The organism is Enterobacter sp. NFIX58, assembly GCF_900110475.1.
GTDB lineage: Bacteria > Pseudomonadota > Gammaproteobacteria > Enterobacterales > Enterobacteriaceae > Enterobacter > Enterobacter quasiroggenkampii.
This window is the reverse complement of record NZ_FODW01000002.1, coordinates 410,157-432,207: the sequence shown is the minus strand read 5'-3', so window position 1 is coordinate 432,207 and position 22,051 is coordinate 410,157. Positions and strand designations below refer to the sequence as shown.

Sequence of the window (22,051 nt, the reverse complement as noted above, 5' to 3'; positions counted from 1 at the left end):
TGGTAGTTTTTTATGATTTCCGTTGTCCCGGGTAAGGTGGCAGAAACGTGGTGCAGGCAATACGACCAATCGTGCGGGTGGTGGTGACATCCACCGCACCGCTGACCACACCGCCGGCCAGAGGCACCAGACGAATAAACTGACCACTGGTGCGTACACCGGCACGGGCGGCCATCAGCACCAGGGTTTTCTCCACAATCCTCCGTGTGAAGGGGCGGGTCCAGGTGTCCATCGCCTGTAACGCCACTTCCTGCAACAGCGCTTTGGCAGCGTTACCGCACAGGCACAGCCCGGCGAGTGCCCGGATACGTTCGTCAGCCAGACTGCGTTTGCCGAGGCAGGCGATAGCTGCCACCAGTCGGGTCTGGAGAAACAGTACGCTGGTGATGTTCAGCGGCAGCGTGACGGGCATCGCCACCACACCGCCCACACCGGATAAAAAGCCGGTACTGCCCGCCTTGACGCTCTCCCAGCGGATCATCGAGTGAGCGGCCTTTGTCACATCCCCCTCCGCATCGGTGAGATAGCGTTCTGCCAGGGTTTCAGCCGACTCGATCCCGGCAATCCCGCTGACGGCTTTGTCATAGAGCCAGCCCATCATTGCCTGAATATTGCGGGGATTGTGTTCCTCTGCAGGCATCTCATCGTGATACTCAACGTCAATCTCATCGTTATTTTCCATTGGTTCTCCTGCTTAAGCAGTGGATAAAAGAAAGGCCAGGGACATCGCTGTGATGAGCCTGGCCGGTGGGGTGCTGTCAGCGGCATAAAAAGAACAGGCCACGTCCCCTGGAGGGATGTGGCCTGCTGGTGTATTGTCCTGTCCTGTCCTGTCCTGTCCTGTCCTGTCGTGGCGGGGTTATTACTGTGGTTAATGATTTTTACGGTCAGTTCAGGATGAAGTGTTCACCCAGCTTTTCGTTGTCGACGTGACCGTCCTGAGGAAGCTGGCGGGTATCGAGCGTCAGACGGGTTTTGCACTCATGAGCCGAAACCAGGTCACCATTTTTGTAAACCCGGATACCCTGAAATTCTTCATGCCCCGTGTCTGTATTCAGCAGAATATAGTCATAGACACCTTTGTTAAATCGGATGTAACTGGCAGACCCCATGCCCATAGGTGTGTGATAATGGAAGGCCTTCACGCCGAACAGCCCTTCAGTTAACTCCAGCTCGGGTTTATCGTTTTTATCCGTGTAGGTGTAACGATAATCCTGCCCTGCGGCGGCAAAGACTCCCACACTTTTACCATTATTCAGGGTGCAGAACGCATTCACCGGGAAATCGACAGACTGCTGAGCTGTCTGCATCTCTGGTTCTGTTATTCCAGTGGTACTTTTCGATACACGATTTTGTGCCGCGAGGCGGCGGGCTTCGTTTGCCGCTTCTGCATCTTTTTGTGCCTGGCTACCCGGGCCATAAAGATTTTTACTGGCTCCGTCTCCATGGAACCCGCCTTTTCCGGAACCTTCAGCAACGCCCGCTTTTGGATTGTAACTGGCAGCTATTTCCGGGTCAGCTTCGCGTGAATATGCCTGCCTGGATTGTTTATGCCACTGGCCGTTTTCATCCTGCTTGTAACCCATCCTGGCCATGTCCCGTTTGTATTCTGACTGCGGATCGAAATCGGTCACCTTCTGATTAATCACTGAGCCGCACGCGCTGGCAAAATCAGCAGTACTGAAGGTAAAAGAGGAACCAAACGTGCTCATGCTGACTTTTTTGTTTTCTTTCAATGAATTAATAACTGACTGAATATCACGGGTTGCCACGGTTGTCTGCACTGCCTGGTACCGGGACTGGCTGTTGCACATCACGCTGGATGGATAAGAGGTGTTATTAATCCTGAAATTACTCCCGGCAAGTTCAGTGGTACCACGACCGCCGCACTGCGGCTTATTCTCAATAATACCAATTGTTGACGGCTTAACCCGTAGCAGAACCTGACCGTCATCGCTGAACGACTGGCAGAAGGTACCATTGATGGTCCATGCGGCAGAGGCATTAAACGCCGCCATGCTGAGCACAACAGCCAGCAAAGTTTTCTGATGTGGACAGTATTTTTTCATTCAATTTTCTCCTTTTTGATTGCTGAGTGGGAAACGAGTCTGCTTCCCGAATGGTTTTACTTCCTGAAAGTACTCATCACCTCGCTAATCAGCGGGAAACCTTCGCCCTGTCCTCTTCGTTGTCGATATCCCCTCCGGGCCGTGGAAATGGCCCGTCAAAAAACCTATGCCAGGGTGCGTGCAATCGGTAATATCATGATCGTTTTTATCGATCGATTTGATATAATTGATCTGTATAATCAATTAATAATTTTGTAAAGACAATCATGGGACAGTGATGAATCTTTGTAATGCACTGTTTTTAAGAAGGTGTATCCGGCTAAGCGTGAAGCTGGCTGAGTAAAAGTCATACAGGGGATGGAATGAAACGATGTGCAAGATGTAACAAGAGAAGGGGCGTCATCAGCCGCCTGTTTGGGCTTGATAAGGAATACTGCGACGAGTGCTTATTTGATACTGAGCAGGAAATCAGGGAAAAGCGCATTCTCCCCGTCAGGCGTCAGAAAGATGACAGCGAAGGGAAAGTGTAGCCCGATATGCAGCCTGAAATTGATGTCAGCATTATTATCCCGGTTTTCAATGCACAGACCAGCATCGGCCATCTGTTGCATGGACTCCTCAGCGAGCAAACACTCAGCATTGAGGTGATTGTTGTGGATGACGGCTCTACCGACGAAACGTCGACCATACTCAACGCCATCACTGATGAGCGGCTGATTCTTGTTCACCAGGAAAATCAGGGTGTATATGCCGCACGTAACACCGCGCTGGCGGTTCATGGCGGTGAGTGGGTGGTCTTTCTGGATGCGGATGACCGGATTGAAGAAGGTTTTCTCCGGGAGCGACTGAAGAGCGCACGGGAGAACCAGGCCGATGTTGCCCTTTTCAATGGCTGGCATACCAACAGCAGTTGCCTGCAGCGGCGACCGGTTCATCGTAAACAGCTTTATGCTCAGGCGGTCAGCGGGCATGCGTGGATACAGCATTGCGTGGCACAGAAAGAATGGCCGCATTACCTGTGGCTGCAGATGATTCGCTCATCTTACATCAGGAAGAATAATCTGCGTTTTCAGGAGGGTAAAAGTCACAAAGACATTCTCTGGACGATTAACCTTGCCGCTGCAAACGGCCTGTTTTATTTTGCTGACAGGAAGGACTATTTCTACATTACAAACCCGGTATCCATTACCCACCGTCAGGACTACTACGATATCCGTGCACACAGCTACATTGACGTTATCAGCGACATTCTCGCGCTCTCATCCCTGCCACAGCACCATCCAATCAGTACATCCCTGAGAAGGCATGCGCTGGTTGAGTGCCGTCATTTTCTCGGGCTTTACCGCCGTAAAATTACCAGCAGGCAGGCAACGCGATCGCTGTTCAGGGAGCGAATCAGCTTCCGGCAGCTGATTACGGGTGTCAGCAGTCCGAGCGATGTCTTTTTTCTGCTGAAATTCGTTGTGAAAATTTACCGGTGAGCCCCGGTATGGAATTTTGACTTACAGTGTGCAACTACAGGCCGGAATAGGGTTGTGTTCGTTGACAGGGCGAGTCATCAACAGTCACGTGTGATATGCATAAATTGATGAACGAAGTAAACCTGTCTGCTGTTTGTACTGAGTATGGAAAATTCAGGAAGAAAAGGCATCAGCAGGTTGTTCACTGAGGTAATATAGACGTGAAATTTTCTTCAATCGTGATACGACGTTATGAGCTCCGGACCACTGACATCAAGACGACAATTTCTGAACGACATTCAGGCTGAACAGCATTCGGACGCGTTGAGATCAGGTAAGGTGTGGCTGGCAACCCAGCGGATGCTGAAGCGAACAGGACGTGTTTTCGTATCGGATAAGACTGATCCGACAGCACCGGGATCTGTCTTTGATTTTAATGATGTTCGGGATTTATACCTCCTGCAACTGGCGGCTAGCTGGATAAAAAACGCTGCAGGATTTTCCTCCTGGGTTGAAATCTCTCCGGTTCATAAACGGAGCACCCTTCAATCATCCCTGGGGGCTCAGTATATGATTATCCCACGCTCTGTACGGAGAAAGGTGGATGCCTACAGACAAATAAATGCAGCGAAACATATGCCAGTGCAGGAGTTTAAAGGGAGTCTGTATGCTGCATTAAGCAGGGCGTTTGGTTCAAAAACGGCAGCAAATGAGAAACTCCGTCATCTGCCATCGACGCCGGAAGAAATCAGAAGGATAACTGACCCTGATATTAAAGTTTATGGCATGACAGGAGAAAAAATTGCCCCGTCGTTTATCCTTTTTACGCTCGAATGTAAGCGACTTGGATACAGTACAGAACATGATCTTTTATGGGACTTGTTCCGGATAATCAAAGATAAACATATGCTAAACTCGTTAGGTGACAGCCTGTTCTTTACCTTTCTGTATCCTGATGACGGGGATTTCTTTTCCTGCTTTATTCGCGAGCATCAGGAGCAGTTTCCCTCTTTGCAGGCAAAAAGGGACGCCATTAGATCATTTGTACACGCCGTTCATACTCGTTATCTTTTTACTGCCAATAAACGTAATTATCTCAAACGTAAAAAAAAGAAATGGTCAGAGTAACGTCATCAGCAATTGTCAGTCGAGCCTCCCGTTCAGCAGCAATTGTTCGATAATGGATTGTTGTGTGGCACCTCTTTCCTTCATAAGGGTATCGAGCCGTTGTTTTGCATGTTTGCTAATTTTTACGCTAATCTGTGTCCTGAGTTTATCGCTTTTACTGCCCATTTTTTTATCATACGCAGCCTTCAGATTCTTTATTAAATGATTCCTGTACTTAATGATGTCAAGCCTGTGTATATATTCTCCCGGGAATAACTCGTCAAACGCAGCGATGATCGCCATTCTTTTTTCGTTTACATTGCGTGGCTGAAACCAGGATGAGATGCCTTTCTTGCTGAAATAGGATAGCTTTCTGATGTAGTCCCATGCCCAGCAAACTACGGACTCTTTACGTGGAAGCCACGACATATCTTTTGTTTTATCAGCAATAAATAACCACTCATCCTGCATTTCAAGCATGATCTCATAAGCTGTAGCCCGGCTCGTTTTTTTCTCCATCTCCTCAAAGTATTTTTTCACAGCAACCAGACGCTCATCATGCGTTAACGGTTTGCTGCTGACTTCAAAAAACTTATAAGGAATATCGCTATCCTGCAGGTCAGCTATCTGCTTACCTAAAAACGCGCATGAAGCACTCCTGATAAACAACCAGCACCAGAATGTGATGCGTTCTGAGTCGACCCAGTCCAGCAGGCGACTTTGATCAGCCGGAATAAAACTAAGTGACTGGCTTGCTTCGGCATGAGCCTGGTTTGGTCGCTGTTGATTATTTTCAGGTCGACGCATAGATACTCTCCTCGGGATTGTTCTTTTTATCTTTCTGTTCTCAAATGTCACTATCTGGCAGCTAACATTTCTGAAAATAGCTTGTTAAAAGCTTAATTATAGTTTTGATAAATGTAAAATAATTTCTTTAAATAGTCTGCTTTAAAAAATACATGCCTGTTTCTTTAGTAATTTTATGCCCATTTCAGTATGGAAGGAGTATTCTGATGATGGAAAGGGAATACTTGTTTTATGAGAGTGACGTGGAAGGCTAGTGTCGAAAAAGAACTGACGCCGGTTGAGTAGAAGCATCAGGGAGTACTGCCTGGGTAATTTTTTACATCCGTCCACATGATATGAGTTGCATAACCGTTTACCTCCCGGTGGAAATGTAGCACGTTAAATCACCTGGTTATTCCGGGATTTGGCTCGACTTCTGATTGAGATTAGCTTTATGGTTTGCGCTAGTGAGCAGTCTGGCTAACTTGCGATTATCCGTTCTTCATTTATGCTGAAGTTAAGTGCAATTGCAGAACAGATAATTACTATAGGTAGTAATAAATTTTATGCCTGATGTGAGTTGCTAACTTGAGAGTGATTTAATCCTTCTTTTTTCCAAAAAAACACTACTATGATGCCTATTAATATACTGCTGATAACCTGATAAGGGTCGGTAATAGTAATATATATTGGTGTTTGTTATATATTGATGTCTATTAGTATCACATGTGTTATATGTTAGTATCACATTTAATCAATGAGTATCATTGGTAAGAACACTGTACCTAACTATGAAATGATGTACATCACTACCAGTTATTAATAGTGAGGACACTTAATGTTCATTTGAGATTGTTATTAGGTATTCCAGTTATTGTTTGTCTTTTAGTGTGCATTAATGCAAGGTTTAACGTTAAATGGCAACGCAACATGTTTGAGCGATAACGTAACCAGAATCTACCCCGCGTATTAACGCATTGCTTCATCCAGTTCTGACTCCTGATGTTAATTATCCTGCAATCTGATCAGTAACACCATTTCGCTGCAATAAAATCCATCTGCAACTGATTGGCAAGTCAGTCATAGCTCAATTGTGTATTTGTTATTAATATCCGTAAGAGATTACTTTATGTTTGATTCAGAATTACTTGATCATCGCCATGGCTCATTAAACGCCAAGTATCTAAAGAAAATAGAAAATGTTCTCCAGTACGCTCTCGATGAACATGCCCGGACATTAGCCGTACGTGTTGATTTACGTTTATCGCCATCATGGGGACAGGATGATACGTTAACATGTCATCCGAATTTACAGGCTGACCTTTTAAGCCGTTTTGTTTGTTCAGTAAAAGCCAAAATCCGGCATTACAGGAAAATGCTGCTGAAAGAAGGAAAGAAAGCACATGCCTGTATCCCTCGTTATTTCTGGGTAAAGGAAATTGATTCTGCTGAATTTCCGCATTACCACCTGGTGATGTTTTTTAATAAAGACCTTTTCCGGGGGCTGGGCCGGTTTGATTCGGAGGAGAATAATCTCGCCAGTATGATCCGGCAGGCATGGCTGAGTGCGCTGGATCTGAAAGGATACGATGAGTATCAGTCCCTGGTTCATTTCCCTAAAAATGGTGTTTATATCCTTGACAGTAACGCGCCTGACTTCGTTAACAACTTTAATAGCCTCGTGTTTCGTCTCAGTTATCTCGCCAAAGATAACACCAAAGTCTACAGCCCGAATGAGCGTTCAATGGGGGCCAGCCAGAAGTAGTCTCTGCCAGCCAAACAGCAGTGCCAGTATTTTTTAACCGATGAGCGTAATCCTCTGAAGGAGTTCCGGCGGGCAATGTTACCCAACCCAGCCGGTCTTCTCCTGTCACTAATCATTCAGAGGGAGAATAAACGCATGAATACCAAAACCAGCGCTGCACCTGCAACGACGTTACTGAATGCAGACGATCCACTTATCGACATGCACTTCATCACCGCTTACACAAACATGACCGACAAGTGGTTTTACAAACTGATTGCTGAGAACCAGTTCCCTAAACCCATCAAGTTGGGTCGGAGCAGTCGCTGGCGTAAAAGTGAAGTGGAAGCCTGGATGCAGGAAAGATTGGCTGAATCCCGCTCGTCCTGAATCCATGTTTTTTCAACGCTACCAGTGCCCGACCGGGTTCACCTCACCACAGCAGAACAGGAAGAACGCGAAGATGAAACTCACCGAAAATAAGCAGTATGTAACAGTGGCGGAATACCGTTCCTGTGTCACCCTGTTGCGAACGTATAACGATGCTTTGTATGGATGCTGTAATAACGATGAGCGGCGGGGTTGGCGCGCAAGGGCGCTTAACCAGCTGAGTAAAGTCACTTCATTTCAATGCCATCGGGCAAAACCTGCTGATTTTCGGCAGTTTAAATCGGCCTGTCAGCAACTTCAGCACAGTATCAACAGCGTCTCCCTGGAAGGCCAGCTAATCAACGTTGCCTGAATCCCTTTTTCGATATCATTTCAAGGTACAGATATGAAACAAAAGACTGCTAAATACGCCCTTAATGAGTTCGGTTATCTGGTTAACGTTAAAGACTTCCGATTTCCGCCAGCAGAAAAGCTCTACTGCTTCTATTGTACCCATCCGGTGGTGCTGGTGCCTGCTCAGGATGACAGTGACGCATATTTCCAGCATGCGCTCACGATGTCAGGTCGGGATGAAATTATTGCCTGTCCCACCATGGAGTCGCATCAGACTAAGCAAGCCCGCTAACCTGCGCACAAGGCAGCAATACCTCCTTTCCTGCCATTCGCACTGTCACACCTCCCTTCATCGACGAAAGAGAAATCAATGAGTCATTACCTGTCCGCCACAACTGCCGGGAATTTGGCTGATGTGGCTCACGTTCGTGCCTTTCTGCAGCAGGCCGTTGATCATTATCCGCGACTTGCCGCGTTTGGTTTTACACTGAAATTGCCATACCGCGAGAACCTTGCGGATTATCAGTCATTGATGTTGCGTTTTCATACCGAAGTCTGGCAGCGCACCGACGAGTATTCGCGTAATCATCAGCAGACTCGCCGTCATTCACCACCGACGGTCTTACGCTGGATATGGGGGGCAACCAGTACTCCGGTTTGTCGGATGGTGCTGATGATGAATCTTGACACGTTAGGAGGAGGGAATACTTCACAGCTTAACGACAACGCGTTGCAGGATATGAGCAAGATCATCTGCGATGCAGGGCAGGCGGTCAGTGGTATCCGTTATGATGCAGTGACAAATATGGTATCGCTAACCATCAGTCGGTCTGACCGTGGCTCATTCTCATCCCCATTCAATCAACTGAAAGCATGGATACAGGCCATGGACGCGCCAGTTACCATGGTCAGAACTGGAATAGCAGGTTAATACCCTGTTTATGAGGTACCCATTTTGGTATCGTTATTAAAGGCTTAAGACTGTTTACCGCAATACATCACCAAAACACCTCCTGAGCAGGCTAAAACACTGGTGACGATTGAAACAAAAAAAGCCCTGTAGGGCTTTTTGAATAACAGGCTGGGTTCATGCACTAATTGATCGCTTCAGCGTAAATACCTGGCTTTCTATTTTTTACCCGAGGATTTACTGGGCTTTAACTTATCAGTATTTCCCGGCGTATCTTTATTGTCACGGCGGCGTTGATCAAGCTCTCCTGTTGAAGGAGCTACGGGTTTCGGACCTGGTTTCAGACTCATAGTACTTTCCTTTTAAACGATTAACCACGGCAACAAAGTGATGCCGCTGCTGTATTTTTTGGGACGGCTACGCTGCATTTCAATAGTTGACATTATTTTTATTATGGTTATTCGCTTGCGCTCACGTTTCTGATAGCAGACGTTTTCTCTGTAACGACGATCAGGAGTGAGGAGGAAACAGCGCGGATGCGATCCGTTATGGCTGCTTTAAATCAGAGGCTGCTAATCTTCTGCTTTTAGGCGTGCAATCCTTGTCCTGGTCTTCCTGGGGGGATTCTGAGTAGATATACTTCCCGAATGAATAATACTCACAATACATTACCCCCGGAACAAACCGTCGCTAAACTCGCTCATTTTGCCTGGTGCGCCCTTGTCGCCTTACGTACCGCGCAGCAGGATGGCCAGGCATTGTCGCCACTCAGCACGCATGCATTTTTACTGCGCTGGTTAACGGTGGCGTATAAGCAAAAAAGGTTTCCACGTGCTATTGCATCTGATATTGAAGGGTTACTGGCGCTGGGGCGAAACAAAGGTCTTGCCGCGAGTTTATTCAGCCGTCTGGAATATCTCTGGTCTTCGTGCAGCGGACCGGTGTCTGCGCAGTCGGATTTGTACCGGCTGACGTACGCAATTGAACAGCTCAAATCGCAGGGCTGGATCAATGCCGTGGTGAGTGACGAAGACTGTGACAATGAGGCTCCTCTGCTCCAGGAATACAGCAATACGGATGCGCTGCTGGTAAGGAAGTCGGCGCTGACCGGTGGATTTTCGGTTGAGGGCAAACTGGTTGCGCCGGTTGAGTTTCTGGTGACGGGCAACCTGTCAGCATGTATGGCGGTTTTCCAGTCCCATGCACTCCCAACTGTCGTGCTGAAGCCTGACAGGATCGCCATACAGCCCTGATAGTTAATGAAACGTTCTCCGCCGGGACATAAAACCGCTTATGTTTCTGATGTGTTCTTTATGGCTATTGCCGTGTTTCCCATATGAAGCAAGGCTATGACTTTCCGCCCCTTTTATCTCTTTCTGATCGAAAACTATATCTCTAAAAATGCATGGGTATTTTAATTTTCAATATATTGATTCAGATCAATCAAAGATCATTTTATTAACAATTCTCCATTCATTTTAACTGCTGCGACATAAATGTTTGTTTTATGTGCTGGTAATAGTTCATTTTACTGGTATGTCAGTGCAATTCACCATTAACATTTAGTGGAAAATTCTTAAGAATTTTCTCTATGCCGATTAAAGATCGGTATATTTGATCTTAAGTCGATCATTATTCTATTATCGCGTGTAAATCACTTTAGTCTGAAAGTGCACGCAGCGATAAACCGAGGGATGATGAGATGGCTGATAGTTTCCAGAATGAAGTGCCAAAGGCACGTATTAATCTAAAGCTTGACCTGCATACAGGGGGAGCCAGCAAGAAAACCGAGCTCCCACTGAAATTACTGGTGGCGGGCGACTTCAGTAATGGTCAGGAGTCTGCCCCCCTGTCTGAGCGCAAAAAAGTTGATTTGAATAAAAATAATTTCGATTCAGTGTTATCCGAATATTCCCCAAACGTCAATCTGACCGTTAAAAACACGCTGGCTGATGACGGTAGCGAAGACAACATCAGCCTGACCTTCCGGAGCATGAAGGATTTCACCCCGGAGCAAGTTTCCCGGCAGATCCCTCAGCTGAAGGCAATGCTTTCCATGCGCAACCTGCTTCGTGATTTAAAAGCGAACCTGCTGGACAACCAGGCTTTCCGTAAGGAGCTTGAAAAAATTCTGCTCGACCCGGCGTTAAGCGCAGAACTCCGCTCAGAGCTGTCTGATCTGGCACCTAAACAGTCATAACGGTCACGATGATTTAACGGATTAATAAGGAAGATGCTGATGTCTGTAAAAAATGAGAATGTGGCTGGTGGCGAAAGCGTGATGCTGGAACGTCCTGCTGCAGGTGGGGTTTATGCGTCCCTGTTTGAAAAAATTAACCTGAGCCCGGTTTCTGAGCTGAGTGCGCTGGATATCTGGCAGGACGCGCAGGCGATGTCGGATGCAACGGCGGATGAACGTTTAACAGCGGGGATGCAGGTGTTCCTGGAGTGCCTGACCAAAGCAGGCTCAAAAGTTGAAAAACTCGACAAAAATCTGATTGACCACCATATCGCTGAACTGGACTACCAGATTAGCCGTCAGCTGGATGCCGTCATGCACCATGAGGACTTTCAGGCGGTAGAAAGTCTGTGGCGCGGCGTGAAATCCCTGGTCGACAAAACCGATTTCCGCCAGAACGTGCGCGTCGAACTGCTGGATATGTCCAAAGAAGACCTGCGTCAGGACTTTGAAGACAGCCCGGAAATCATCCAGAGTGGACTGTATAAACATACATATATCGATGAATATGACACCCCGGGCGGTGAGCCGATTGCCGCGCTGATTTCCGCCTACGAATTTGATGCGTCTGCGCAGGATGTCGCGCTCCTGCGCAACATTTCAAAAGTGTCTGCCGCTGCACATATGCCGTTTATCGGCTCCGCTGGCCCGAAATTCTTCCTGAAAGACAGTATGGAGGATGTGGCGGCCATCAAGGATATCGGTAACTATTTCGATCGCGCTGAATACATCAAGTGGAAATCCTTCCGCGAGACGGACGATTCCCGCTATATCGGTCTGGTGATGCCGCGCGTGCTGGGTCGCCTGCCTTATGGCCCGGACACCGTGCCTGTTCGTAGCTTCAACTATGTTGAAGAAGTGAAGGGCCCGGATCACGATAAATACCTGTGGACCAACGCTTCGTTTGCCTTTGCATCCAACATGGTTCGCAGCTTCATCAACAACGGCTGGTGTGTACAAATTCGTGGCCCGCAGGCAGGTGGTGCCGTGCAGGATCTGCCAATTCATCTGTACGATCTGGGTACAGGTAATCAGGTCAAGATCCCGTCAGAAGTGATGATCCCGGAAACCCGTGAATTTGAGTTCGCTAACCTCGGTTTCATTCCGCTGTCCTACTACAAGAACCGCGATTACTCCTGCTTCTTCTCGGCGAACTCCACACAGAAGCCGGCCCTGTATGACACCGCCGATGCGACGGCTAACAGCCGTATCAACGCGCGTCTGCCGTACATTTTCCTGCTGTCGCGTATTGCGCACTACCTGAAGCTGATTCAGCGCGAAAATATCGGCACCACCAAAGACCGTCGTCTGCTGGAGCTGGAGCTGAACACCTGGGTAAAAAGCCTGGTGACCGAAATGACCGATCCGGGCGATGAGCTGCAGGCCTCTCATCCGCTGCGTGACGCCAAAGTGGTGGTGGAAGACATTGAGGACAATCCGGGCTTCTTCCGCGTTCGCCTGTATGCGGTACCGCATTTCCAGGTCGAAGGCATGGACGTCAACCTGTCACTGGTTTCCCAGATGCCGAAAGCCAAATCGTAAGGCAAGGGGAAATCAGGGATGAAAATTCATCGTCCGTTATGGAACGAAGGGGCCTTGCTGGCCCCGCAACAGTTCCAGCAGCAGTCTGAGTGGGACGCACTTTCCCGGGCCGGTGTGGCTGCCCGTGGCAGTGCCTTTCCCTGGGGCGTCGGTCAGATAGAGCTGGATGAGGCGATGCTGGCCTCCGGTCGGGTCCAGGCGCAGTCGCTGCGTCTGTGGCTTCCGGATGACACGCTGGTTGATACCCGGTTCAGCGACCTGCCACCGGAGCCGCGGGAAATTGAGGCGCCGGCTTCTGCCGGTAATGGCCCGGTGACGGTGTATGTGGCGTTGCCGGTTATGCAGGTCGGGATTGTGAATGTGCAGTCGGACACGGTGCCGGCAGAGCGTCCGTTGCGCTATCGGGAAGCCTGGGAGACGATCGCCGACCGTTTCGGTCAGGAAGAAGAGTCGATGGCGGTGGCCCGCTTTAATCTGGCCTTCCGTTTCGGACATGAAGACAACGGTGCATGGGATACCTGCGCCGTTGCCCGACTGCTGCGCGACGGGCAGGGAGGCTGGCGTCAGGATCCGGATTTTATCCCGCCGATGGCGTTATTCTCGGCCAGCCGTGGGCTGTGTGAACGACTGGCGCTGCTAAACCGTCAGCTGCGTTCGCGCCGTCAGCGTCTGATGTCCATGCGTCGTGAAAGCAACGACAGAATGGCCGATTTTGCGGTCGCTGACGTTTCGTTGTTCTGGTTGCTGAATGCCCTGAACTCACATGCCCGTGTGCTCTCTGAATTTGAGCGTTTCCCTGACCGACACCCGGAACAGGTCTGGGCCGAGCTGGCGCGCCTTGCCGGTAGTATGCTGACCTTCTCGCTGGAGCACGACCTGGATGCCATTCCGGGGTATGACCACCGCCGGCCTGAAAACACCTTTCCGCCGTTATTTGATCTCATCAGCGAATTGCTGGAAGCGAGCCTGCCGTCACGCGTGGTGGCGGTCAGAATGGACAGGATGGATCCGGAAACCTGGAAAGCGGTGCTGCACGACATTCGTCTGCGTGACGAAGCCGATTTCTATCTGTCGGTTCGCTCTAACCAGCCAGCCTGGCAAATTGCGGAACGCTTTGCAGAAGTCTGCATTGCCGGAGCGCCTGCCAGCGTCGGTGAGGTGTCGGGTGTGGCCGTGGAAGGGATTGGCCTGATTGCGCTCAGCCGTGTGCCAGCCGCACTGCCGATTCGTCTGGAGAACCAGTACTTTGTGCTGGATATGGAGAGCGATGCCGCGCGTGAAATGCTGGATCAGGGTGTCTGCGTGTTCTACGTCCCGTCCGTGCTCGGTGAGCTGGAGCTGGAGCTGTTTGCGGTGCTGCGCTCATGAAAAAAGACGCCGATATTGATGCCCTGATGGCTGAAACCTGGCTCACCGTGGCGCAACTGCGTCACGGTGGTGAGGTCACCGATGGCCCCGCGCTTTACGCTGCCTGTAAAGGGCAGGTGGACAGCGTGCGTGAAGCACTGGAGCGCGCCGGGTATGACAGTGAAAGCATTGATCACATCACCTATGCCCAGTGCGCCCTGCTGGATGAAACCGTCCTGAACCGCAAACCGGCTCAGAAGTTGTCAGCGTTCAGGACCGGTGAGTTCGCGTCGGCAGCAACCGAAGGCGATGACACTACGCCAGTGGTCACGCTGGATGCGGCCCAGAAAGCCTGGCGTTCAGCGCCGTTACAGACGGTCTACTTTGGCACCCTGCGTGCCGGTGGTGCCCTGTACGATCGTATCGCGGAAGTATTGCGCCAGCCTGCTCCGGAGCCTGCAGTACTGACCTGCTATCAGCGCGTACTGGCGCTGGGTTTCCAGGGCCAGTACAGCCTGTCCGGTGTGGGGCAGTCCCGTCGTGATGAGGTTATCTCGGCGCTCAACGAACGCGTCCCGGCACTGGAAACCGGTGCCTCCCTGGTTGTGCACAAAACCGGACGACGTCGCTACAACCTGCTGCGATCGGTCTGGTTCTGGATAGTGGTGGCCGTCGTACTGACAGGAGTTGTGTGGCTCGGTGGTCATCTCTGGCTGCAGACGCTGCTGCATCAGCAACTGCCGGAGCTGCGCTGATGGGAGGACGTACGTTCGCCCGCGCGGCGTTTCCGGTGCTGGTCTGTCTGATTGCCGTACTGTGGCTGGTATGGGGCTTTCTGACCTGGGGTGTGGCAGGAAAATCACTGTTGACGCTGGCGGCACTGCTGGTTTCAGGGTGGGTTATCCGCCAGCGTTACCGTCGCCTGCAGCCGGCACAGCTGGTGGACGACGCCAGCGACTTTCCGCCGGAAGACCATACCGGACCGGTTGTGCTGGTCTGCGGGGATGTGGATGACAACATGTTCGCCCTGGGATCTTTTCGTCGCACGACCCAGGGCTGGTATCTCCGGGTAGCAGAGCTTTCTGAACTGATGCCACTCGCCACCCGTTTGCTGGCCCGCACGCCGGTGATGGCCGGGCAGCTTTCGGTGATGTACCGCAGCCTGCCAGACCGCCATGATGATGAGGCGCTGCTGCGGGCGTCCCTGAAAGCACTGCGGCTGCAGGTGAAGCAGCTTCGCGGACTGACCGGTTATGACGTTCCTGTGGTGCTGAATGCGGAGTTCAGTGGCCCGGAGACGCCGTGGATAGTGGTGCGGGGCAATACATCCCTGGTGTGCCCGGAAGACGAACCGGCAGTCACTCTCAGTGAGTGGCAGCGTATGGCACAGACCGCCACCGTTCAGCCGTTTCTGACCCAGGCAACCGCAATGCTTCACACGATTATGCTGGATGAACTGGGCAAATCCGACCGGCTGTGTCCCGCAATCCGTCCGTTTGCCGTCACCCTGCGTCTGGGCCAGATACAGACCGTCGCCAGTGCCCTGTGGCCACAGTGGCTGTTCCGTCTGACCCGCATTTCTCCCGCGACCTGTGCCTGTGTGCATGAACCGCGCTGGCATTTTGCCGATCCGGTGCTGCCGCTTCTGATGCCGTACACCACGCCGTTACAGGGAGGCAAAACCGGGCGTAAGGTGGTGATGGTCCTGCTGCTGTGCGCACTCGGTGCACTCGCGCTGTCCGTTCTGCATAACCAGACCCTGATCCGCCGGGTGGCCGCTGACCTGCAACGCTGGCAGGCCATCCCCATGGATCACTACGCCCCAAAAGCACAGTCACTGCATGCCCTGCAGCAGGATGCGCTGTTACTGGAACGCTGGCAGCGTCAGGGCGTGCCGCAACGTTATGGTCTGGGGCTGTATCCGGGCGAACGTCTGTGGCTTGCGGTTCAGCAGGCTATCGATACCTGGGTACCACCCCCGCCGCCACCGCAGCCGAAATCCAAACCGGTACCGAAGATTATTCGTCTCGACAGCATGTCGCTGTTCGATTCCGGCAAATCTGACCTGAAAACGGGGTCGACCAAAATGCTGGTCAATTCTCTGGTGGGGATCAAGGCCAAACCGGGCTGGCTGATTGTGGTCAGCGGGTACACCGACAACACCGGTAACCCGCAACTGAATCAGACACTCTCGCAAAAACGAGCCGAATCGGTACGTAACTGGATGCGCGATACCGGCGATGTGCCGGAGAGCTGTTTTGCGGTGCAGGGCTATGGCGAAAGCCGTCCTGTCGCAACGAATGACACGCCGGAGGGCCGTGCGCTCAATCGCCGTGTCGAAATCAGTCTGGTACCGCAGGCCGATGCCTGTCAGATACCGGGCAACACCCAGGCGTCATCGCAGGATGATGACGCATCACAACACAATGGAGAGTAATTCCATGGCAATTCCTGTTTATCTTTGGCTGAAAGACGACGGCGGCGCGGACATCAAAGGGTCCGTGGACGTTCAGGATCGTGACGGCAGCATCGAAGTTGTCGCTCAGGAGCATAACCTGTACATCCCGACCGACAACAACACCGGCAAGCTGACCGGTACCCGTATCCACACGCCGTTCCTGTTCACCAAGGAAATCGACTCCTCCAGCCCGTATCTGTACAAGGCGGTGACCACCGGTCAGACCCTCAAGTCTGCGGAATTCAAGTGGTACAAAATCAACGACGCCGGTCAGGAAGTTGAATACTTCAACACGAAGTTAGAAAACGTGAAAGTGGTGAAAGTGAACCCGGTCATGCATGACATCAAGGATCCTTCTTTCGAGAAGCATAACCACCTTGAGCAGATCGAGCTGCGTTACGAAAAAATCACCTGGACCTACAAGGACGGCAACATCATTCATTCCGATTCCTGGAACGAACGCTCCACCGCATAAGTCGCAAGCGGGCAGAGTTTCTCTGTCCGCTTTTTTTGCTTTTGCTGAACGCCTGCCTGTGCGGGCGTTCAGCAAAAAACATCATATCCCGGAAACAGACCTTATGGGCCTCGGTAACGGCCAGGGGCGGTAGCGTGCCTGAATGGTCCTCAACAGTGAGCAAGCAAACATGGAAAACCCGGCAATCCTCCTTCGACGTCTCAACCCTTACTGCGCCCGCGCGATGGAAGGGGCTGCCTCCCTGTGTCAGACCCGCGCCCATGCAGAAATCCTGCCGGAACACTGGCTGCTGAAACTGCTGGAGCAGGGCGAAGGTGACCTGACGGTGCTGGCCCGCCGCTACGAGTGGGACATGGACGCCATCTGGCAGGATTTGCTGGGCTGGCTCGATAAACAGCCGCGCTCGGTACGACACCGTCCGCAGCTGTCTGATGCCATTCAGTCTCTTCTACAGGAAGCCTGGCTGATTGCTTCTCTTAAGGGCGAGGAACAAATTCGCAGCATCCATCTGCTGATGGCGCTGGTTGAGAAACAGAAACTGGTTCGCTGTGATGGGCTGTGGCCGCTACTGACGCTGGGCCAGAGCCAGCTGGAGCGTCTGCGTCCGCTGCTCGACGCACAGTCGGACGAACGTCCGGACGTGCAGCAGGAAGCAGAGCTGGCGCAGAGCCACGGTGGAGAGGTGGAGTTTGTCGGCCGTCCGGTGGGTGCAGAACTGAAAGAGGGGGAGCTGACCCCGGCCCTGCAGAATGCGCTGGATAAATTCACCCTCGACGTCACCGCCAAAGCCAGAGAAGGCAAAATCGACCCGGTCTTTGGTCGTGATACTGAAATCCGCCAGATGGTAGACATTCTCTCGCGCCGTCGTAAGAACAACCCGATTCTGGTGGGTGAACCAGGCGTCGGCAAAACGGCGTTGGTGGAAGGTCTGGCTTTACGTATCGCTGAAGGCAACGTTCCGGAAAGCCTGAAGCCGGTTATTTTGCGCACCCTCGACCTTGGCCTGTTGCAGGCGGGGGCAGGAGTGAAAGGTGAGTTCGAACAGCGCCTGAAAAACGTCATCGATGCTGTACAACAGTCGCCTACCCCAATTTTGCTGTTTATTGACGAAGCCCACACCATCATCGGCGCGGGTAACCAGGCGGGAGGCGCAGATGCGGCCAACCTATTGAAACCTGCGCTGGCGCGTGGCGAACTTCGCACTATCGCCGCCACCACATGGTCTGAATATAAGCATTACTTCGAACGCGATGCCGCGCTGGAGCGCCGCTTCCAGATGGTGAAGGTCGACGAGCCGGATGATGACACCGCCTGCCTGATGCTGCGTGGTCTCAAATCCCGCTATGCCGAACACCATAACGTGCACATCACCGACGATGCGGTCCGTGCCGCGGTTACGCTGTCCCGTCGCTACCTGACCGGCCGCCAACTGCCGGACAAGGCTGTTGATTTGCTGGATACCGCCGCCGCGCGCGTGCGCATGAGTCTTGATACCGTGCCGGAAGCCATTGTACGCCTGAAATCCCGTCTGATAGCGCTTGGGATGGAAACACAGGACTTGCTGGAGGACATTGCCGCAGGCGCATCGTCACACGGTGACCGGCTGGCAGTCATCGACACGCTGCGTACGGAGCTTGAATCGGAGCTGAAAACGCAGGAAGCTCGTCTTGAGGTAGAGCGCCAGCTGGTCGGGGAGCTGATAGCCTGCCGTCAGGACATCAGTCGTCAGGCAGACATTCACACCCTGCAGCAACAGCTGGATTTTCTGCAGCAGGACGGTGCACTAATCCGGCCGGATGTGGACACCCGCACGGTCGCGAACGTGATTGCCGACTGGACCGGCGTGCCGCTGTCTTCCCTGATGAAAGATGAACAGACCGAACTGCTGACTCTGGAAAATGAAATCGGTAAACGTGTGGTCGGGCAGGATGCTTCCCTTAATGCTATCGCTCAGCGTCTGCGTGCGGCGAAAACCGGGCTTACGTCCGAGAACGGTCCGCAGGGCGTGTTCCTGCTGGTTGGTCCGAGTGGCGTCGGTAAGACTGAAACTGCGCTGGCGCTGGCGGATGTGCTGTACGGCGGTGAGAAGTCACTCATTACCATCAACCTGTCCGAATACCAGGAGCCACATACTGTTTCCCAGCTGAAAGGCTCGCCTCCGGGTTACGTGGGTTACGGCCAGGGCGGTATTCTCACCGAAGCCGTGCGCAAGCGCCCGTACAGTGTGGTGCTTCTCGATGAGGTGGAAAAGGCGCACCGTGACGTCATGAACCTGTTCTACCAGGTATTCGACCGCGGCTTTATGCGCGACGGCGAAGGGCGTGAAATCGACTTCCGTAATACCGTTATTCTGATGACCTCTAACCTCGGCAGCGACCACCTCATGCAACTGCTGGATGAACAGCCGGATGCCAGTGAAAGCGACCTGCATGAACTGCTACGCCCGATCCTGCGCGACCACTTCCAGCCTGCGCTGCTGGCCCGCTTCCAGACCGTGATTTATCGTCCGCTGGCAGAATCCGCCATGCGCACCATTGTGGAAATGAAGCTCGCCCAGGTGAGCAAGCGCCTGCATCGTCATTACGGCCTGACCACGCATATTGACGAGAGCCTGTATGACACACTCACTTCCGCCTGCCTGCTGCCGGATACCGGGGCGCGTAACGTCGATAGCCTGCTCAATCAGCAAATCCTGCCGGTACTGAGCCAACAGCTGCTGACTTACATGGCCGCGAAGCAGAAACCGCACAGTCTGACGCTTGGCTGGGATGAGGAGGAGGGCATCGTGCTGGAGTTTGATGCCGTGCAGAATACACAGCAGGAGATGACCGATGACTGAACGCTTAAGCAGCCTGGCACAGAAGGCAATTGATGAAATCCTGGGTCTGTCACGCTACCGGGTGGATGTGCATGAGTGCGATCATTTCCTGGATGTCCTGCGCTTTCGTGCCAGCGAATCGCTGAGTCAGCCGTGGCGTTACGAGGTCACCGTCACCTGTGCGGCGAGTATTGCCAGCAGTGAAGTGATGCTGAAACCGGCCTCCTTTACCTTTCAGACGCCGCTCTTTGATGGGTCATCAGCCGTGCCGGTGCGCACGGTTTATGGTGTGGTGGATACGTTCCGTCGGATCTCCGTATCAGGAGATGAAATCACCTATGCCCTGCGCATCGTGCCGCGTATTGCCCTGATGCAGCACACGCAACGCAGCGAGGTGTATCTGAATCTGTCAGTACCGGAAGTCGTGGAGCAGATCCTGCGCGCGCACGGGCTGGAAGGGGCCGATTTTGAGTTTCGCCTGTCGCAGCATTATCCGGTTCGTGAACTGATTACTCAGTGGCGTGAGACGGATCTTGAATTCATCCAGCGCCTGCTGGCTGAGGTGGGCATTTTCTGGCGTTTTGAAATGGACAGTCACATTGAACAGGATGTGGTGATTTTCCAGGACAGTCAGATGCAGTATCAGTTTGGCGTAAAACTCCCGGTAGTTCCGCCGTCACGCACCAGTGATAACGGCCAGGAAAGCGTCTGGGATATCAGCCCGGAAGACCGGGTGGTAACCGGCAGCGTTTCGACCCGCGATTACAACTATCGTGAAGCCCTGACACCACAGGACAGCTCCGTCACCGTGCGACAGGAAGGGGGGAGCACCACCGGTGAGGTGTATCACTACGCTGAACCATTCCTGAGTGAGGGCGATGCTGACACGCCGGAAGGCGGGGCCTGGTATGCCCGCCTGCGTCATGAGCGCTATCTCAATGGGCAGCAGACGGTAACAGGGCGTGCAAGCAGCCCGCTGCTGGCACCCGGTGAGGTGCTGGAGCCTCAGGGGAGTATCCCTGCGTCGCTGAAAGACGGCATCGTGATCACCGGTATTCAGACATCCGGTGCACGTGACAAGGGTTTTCAACTGCACTTCACGGGGATCCCATACAGTGAAACCGTCTGCTATCGTCCGGCATTAATCAACCGCCCGGTAATAGCGGGCTCTCTGCCTGCCCGGGTGGAAAGCGACGAGAAGGGTGACACCTATGCGTACCTGGACAACCAGGGGCGCTACCGGGTCAGACTCGATTTTGACCGCAGTGAGGCTGAGCAGGGATACGCGTACCTGTGGCTGCGAATGGCAAAGCCGTATGCCGGGGATACCTACGGTTTTCACTCACCGCTGCTCGATGGGACTGAAGTTTCCGTGATGTTCGACAGCGGGGATCCGGACAGGCCCTACATCGCCCACGCCCAGCATGATTCCGAACATCCGGATCACGTTACCCGCGATAACCACACGCGCAACATCTGGCGTACCGCCGGGGACAACAAATTCCGACTGGAAGACAAGCGTCAGGAAGAGCATTTCAAGCTCGCGACGCCTTACGGGAAAACGCAGCTTAACGGTGGTCATGTGGTTGACGCCCGGCGTGAGCCACGGGGTACCGGCTTTGAACTGCGTACCGATGAATACGGAGCCGTACGTGCAGGAAGAGGCATGTTCCTGACAGCGGATGCGCAGGCAAAAGGTGAGGGACAGATGCTGGACATGGCACCGGCAGTCAACCGCATCAAACAGGCCAACCGTGAAATGCAGGCATTGAACAATGCAGCCGAAGCCGCGAAAGCTCTGGTCAGTGATATTCAGGCACAGAACAACCTGTTGATGCAGAGCATTGCTGATTTGCAGGCTGCTGTCCTGCTGGCGTCTGCTCCGCAGGGGATTGCCTTCACGTCAGGGGAGCACCTGCAGCTCACCAGTACACAGAATACGATGCTGACGGCCGGGAAGCACATTGACATGGGGGCAATGAAAAACATCTCCATGAGTGCTGAGAATGAACTGGGGCTGTTTGCACACAAAGCGGGTGTGCGAATGATAGCTAACCTCGGCGACGTGGAAATGCATTCCCGGCACAACACACTGGACATGAGTGCGCAAAAAGAACTGACCATCACCAGTACTGACGATGAAATTGTTATCAGTACGCCTAAATCCCTGACGGTGAATGGCGGCGGCTCTTATCTGAAACTCAGCGACAGCGGGATTGAGCACGGCTCGAAAGGTGATCTGACCATGAAGGTGGGGGAATACCTGGTGCCCGGCAGCGGCGATGATATGCCTTTCTCCGCCCCGGATTTCAACATCACTGAGATAGCTGAAATTAAACGCGTCATCAGCAAACCACTGAGCAACTGAGGGAA

At 52.4% G+C, this 22,051-nt stretch carries 20 protein-coding genes; 16 read left to right on the top strand and 4 right to left on the bottom strand.

Annotation, left to right across the window (positions count from 1 at the left end; all coding sequences use genetic code 11):
* Positions 1-10: 10 nt before the first annotated feature.
* Together BMW97_RS11650 and BMW97_RS24320 are read right to left on the bottom strand one after the other, a co-directional pair.
* Positions 11-682, bottom strand: coding sequence for an EcsC family protein (locus BMW97_RS11650; RefSeq protein WP_090392849.1), 672 nt, complete (start codon positions 680-682; stop codon positions 11-13).
* 205 nt (positions 683-887) lie between these two features.
* Complete coding sequence (locus tag BMW97_RS24320) at positions 888-2,069, bottom strand: hypothetical protein (RefSeq protein ID WP_090392847.1); 1,182 nt, start codon at positions 2,067-2,069, stop codon at positions 888-890.
* A gap of 536 nt (positions 2,070-2,605) precedes the next feature.
* On the opposite strand from BMW97_RS24320, the gene BMW97_RS11635 reads away from it, so the two are divergent.
* The gene (locus BMW97_RS11635; RefSeq protein WP_090392844.1) at positions 2,606-3,550 is read left to right on the top strand and encodes a glycosyltransferase; all 945 of its coding nucleotides are present in this window, start codon (positions 2,606-2,608) and stop codon (positions 3,548-3,550) included.
* A gap of 231 nt (positions 3,551-3,781) precedes the next feature.
* Positions 3,782-4,657, top strand: a complete 876-nt coding sequence (locus BMW97_RS11630) for a hypothetical protein (RefSeq protein WP_090392842.1) — start codon at positions 3,782-3,784, stop codon at positions 4,655-4,657.
* A 15-nt stretch (positions 4,658-4,672) separates the two neighbouring features.
* Here BMW97_RS11630 and BMW97_RS11625 read toward each other — a convergent pair whose 3' ends face one another.
* Positions 4,673-5,443 (bottom strand): hypothetical protein, encoded by a 771-nt coding sequence (locus BMW97_RS11625; RefSeq protein ID WP_090392840.1) that lies wholly within the window; start codon positions 5,441-5,443, stop codon positions 4,673-4,675.
* 1,108 nt (positions 5,444-6,551) lie between these two features.
* On the opposite strand from BMW97_RS11625, the gene BMW97_RS11620 reads away from it, so the two are divergent.
* From BMW97_RS11620 to BMW97_RS11600, 5 genes are all read left to right on the top strand, one after another.
* On the top strand, positions 6,552-7,187 hold the full coding sequence (locus tag BMW97_RS11620) for an inovirus Gp2 family protein (RefSeq protein WP_090392838.1): 636 nt from the start codon (positions 6,552-6,554) through the stop codon (positions 7,185-7,187).
* A 135-nt stretch (positions 7,188-7,322) separates the two neighbouring features.
* Positions 7,323-7,556, top strand: a complete 234-nt coding sequence (locus BMW97_RS11615) for a helix-turn-helix transcriptional regulator (protein WP_175481440.1) — start codon at positions 7,323-7,325, stop codon at positions 7,554-7,556.
* A 73-nt stretch (positions 7,557-7,629) separates the two neighbouring features.
* A complete protein-coding gene (locus tag BMW97_RS11610) occupies positions 7,630-7,908 on the top strand; it encodes a hypothetical protein (protein ID WP_090392914.1) in 279 nt (92 codons plus the stop codon).
* 33 nt (positions 7,909-7,941) lie between these two features.
* The gene (locus BMW97_RS11605; RefSeq protein WP_090392834.1) at positions 7,942-8,181 is read left to right on the top strand and encodes a DUF7828 domain-containing protein; all 240 of its coding nucleotides are present in this window, start codon (positions 7,942-7,944) and stop codon (positions 8,179-8,181) included.
* Between the two features lie 78 nt (positions 8,182-8,259).
* Positions 8,260-8,820 (top strand): DUF3296 domain-containing protein, encoded by a 561-nt coding sequence (locus tag BMW97_RS11600; RefSeq protein ID WP_090392833.1) that lies wholly within the window; start codon positions 8,260-8,262, stop codon positions 8,818-8,820.
* Positions 8,821-9,017: 197 nt separating this feature from the next.
* On the opposite strand, the gene BMW97_RS24385 is transcribed toward BMW97_RS11600, so the two are convergent.
* Entirely contained in the window at positions 9,018-9,149 is a 132-nt protein-coding gene (locus BMW97_RS24385) for a hypothetical protein (RefSeq protein ID WP_055322472.1), read from the bottom strand.
* A gap of 297 nt (positions 9,150-9,446) precedes the next feature.
* Between BMW97_RS24385 and BMW97_RS11595 the strand changes: the two genes are divergently transcribed.
* The 9 genes from BMW97_RS11595 (at position 9,447) to BMW97_RS11555 (ending at position 22,046) form a co-directional block, all read left to right on the top strand.
* A complete protein-coding gene (locus BMW97_RS11595) occupies positions 9,447-10,052 on the top strand; it encodes a DUF2913 family protein (RefSeq protein WP_090392831.1) in 606 nt (201 codons plus the stop codon).
* A 449-nt stretch (positions 10,053-10,501) separates the two neighbouring features.
* On the top strand, positions 10,502-10,999 hold the full coding sequence (gene tssB / locus BMW97_RS11590) for a type VI secretion system contractile sheath small subunit (protein WP_090392829.1): 498 nt from the start codon (positions 10,502-10,504) through the stop codon (positions 10,997-10,999).
* Positions 11,000-11,032: 33 nt separating this feature from the next.
* Entirely contained in the window at positions 11,033-12,580 is a 1,548-nt protein-coding gene (tssC, locus tag BMW97_RS11585; RefSeq protein ID WP_090392827.1) for a type VI secretion system contractile sheath large subunit, read from the top strand.
* 18 nt (positions 12,581-12,598) lie between these two features.
* On the top strand, positions 12,599-13,948 hold the full coding sequence (gene tssK, locus BMW97_RS11580; RefSeq protein ID WP_090392825.1) for a type VI secretion system baseplate subunit TssK: 1,350 nt from the start codon (positions 12,599-12,601) through the stop codon (positions 13,946-13,948).
* The gene (gene tssL / locus BMW97_RS11575; RefSeq protein ID WP_090392823.1) at positions 13,945-14,682 is read left to right on the top strand and encodes a type VI secretion system protein TssL, short form; all 738 of its coding nucleotides are present in this window, start codon (positions 13,945-13,947) and stop codon (positions 14,680-14,682) included. The genes tssK and tssL overlap by 4 nt, the downstream gene beginning before the upstream one ends.
* On the top strand, positions 14,682-16,364 hold the full coding sequence (locus BMW97_RS11570; RefSeq protein ID WP_090392821.1) for an OmpA family protein: 1,683 nt from the start codon (positions 14,682-14,684) through the stop codon (positions 16,362-16,364). Before tssL ends, BMW97_RS11570 begins: the two co-directional genes overlap by 1 nt.
* A gap of 4 nt (positions 16,365-16,368) precedes the next feature.
* A complete protein-coding gene (hcp, locus tag BMW97_RS11565) occupies positions 16,369-16,860 on the top strand; it encodes a type VI secretion system effector Hcp (RefSeq protein ID WP_090392819.1) in 492 nt (163 codons plus the stop codon).
* Positions 16,861-17,029: 169 nt separating this feature from the next.
* Positions 17,030-19,699: a type VI secretion system ATPase TssH gene (gene tssH, locus BMW97_RS11560; RefSeq protein WP_090392912.1), complete on the top strand. Its 2,670-nt coding sequence runs from the start codon at positions 17,030-17,032 to the stop codon at positions 19,697-19,699.
* Positions 19,692-22,046, top strand: coding sequence for a type VI secretion system Vgr family protein (locus tag BMW97_RS11555; protein WP_090392817.1), 2,355 nt, complete (start codon positions 19,692-19,694; stop codon positions 22,044-22,046). Before tssH ends, BMW97_RS11555 begins: the two co-directional genes overlap by 8 nt.
* Positions 22,047-22,051: the final 5 nt, after the last annotated feature.